Here is a 1128-nt window from a genome sequence, read left to right as displayed (position 1 = left end):
ATGTTATTAGGCCTCTGAAACTGCTAGTTCGCATTATTGGTCACTTCCTACATTTTTAAATTCGCACAACCTAAGGATTGTAACGAATTGCAAGCGCTTGCAAAGGCATATACGTCACGAAACCGTACTCTTTTCTTCGATACTTAAATGCTCGAAGCGTTTGGATTTAAGCGGCAATCGTTTGCCAAAAAGCGCTGGCATAGAAATTGGTTAGTTCTCAACAAATAAATAATTTTGTCGTCTTGCTAGTAGGTAGTTCGGATGCGTAGGTTTACCTTGTCTCAATATGTTTTAGCTTTTTTGCTTACTCTACAGTCTGCCGTTTCTTTTGCGCAGTGGTTCGAGTCGACAGGAGAGGCTTCACTTTCTGACGTGAGCTATGTTGAGGCGCGAGAAGCGGCCAGACAAGATGCACTAGCTAAAGCGATGCGCGCCTTTATCGAACGCAAAGAGCACAATTCACTCGTGAATGGGCGAATAGAAGCGAGTAGTGATAGTTTGGCAAGCAAAATTCGAGTACTAGAAGAACGTATTAAGCACGAACACGTTGCAGGTGATTATCTTAGTATTCAGTATGCTGTTGATCTTGATGCCTCGTCAGAGTGTCTGAACTCTGATGCGGGCCGATTCAAAAAATCAGTGGCTGTACTTGGCTTTAATTTACAAGTCCCAGATCAGGCAAGTATTGGCCGGTTAAACGGTGTTGAGCAAGGCTTGTCTAGCGCGCTGTCTAGCGCCTTGTCTCAAGTAGATTCCTTGTCTGTGCTCCAGCAAGCTGATGTTGGCGCCTATCGCCCTATGATCAATGCACCGACTCAAGTTACAGAACAGCGCTTACTCAGTCATGCGATGCAAGAAGCGAAAAAACTTAATGTTCAGTTCGTAGTTTCTGGAGTGGTTCGTGATATGGGTTTAGTTAATCCAAAGGCTTATGAAACCTCGGTGTGGAGAAAAAGTATCAAGTTCTTTGCTCAAGCAGACGAGCGACGTCGATTCTCGGTTGATCTGTTTGTTCATGATGGATTGACGGGCGAGCTTGTATGGCGAGAAAACTTCGCGACGCAAGGAGATTGGTCTCCAGATTTATCTGATGAAATAGGCTTTGCTACACAAGCTTTTTGGAAAACA

1 protein-coding gene is annotated in these 1128 nt (G+C 44.3%); it reads left to right on the top strand.

What is annotated here, in order from left to right:
• Nucleotides 1-261: 261 nt before the first annotated feature.
• The coding region (locus tag A3739_RS13305) for a flagella assembly protein FlgT middle domain-containing protein (protein WP_304440277.1) at nucleotides 262-1128 on the top strand (867 nt) is incomplete at its 3' end.

The sequence above is a fragment of the Oleiphilus sp. HI0067 genome, from assembly GCF_001635735.1.
The sequence above is the reverse complement of the archived record's forward strand: the minus strand, read 5'-3'. Positions and strand labels throughout refer to the sequence as shown.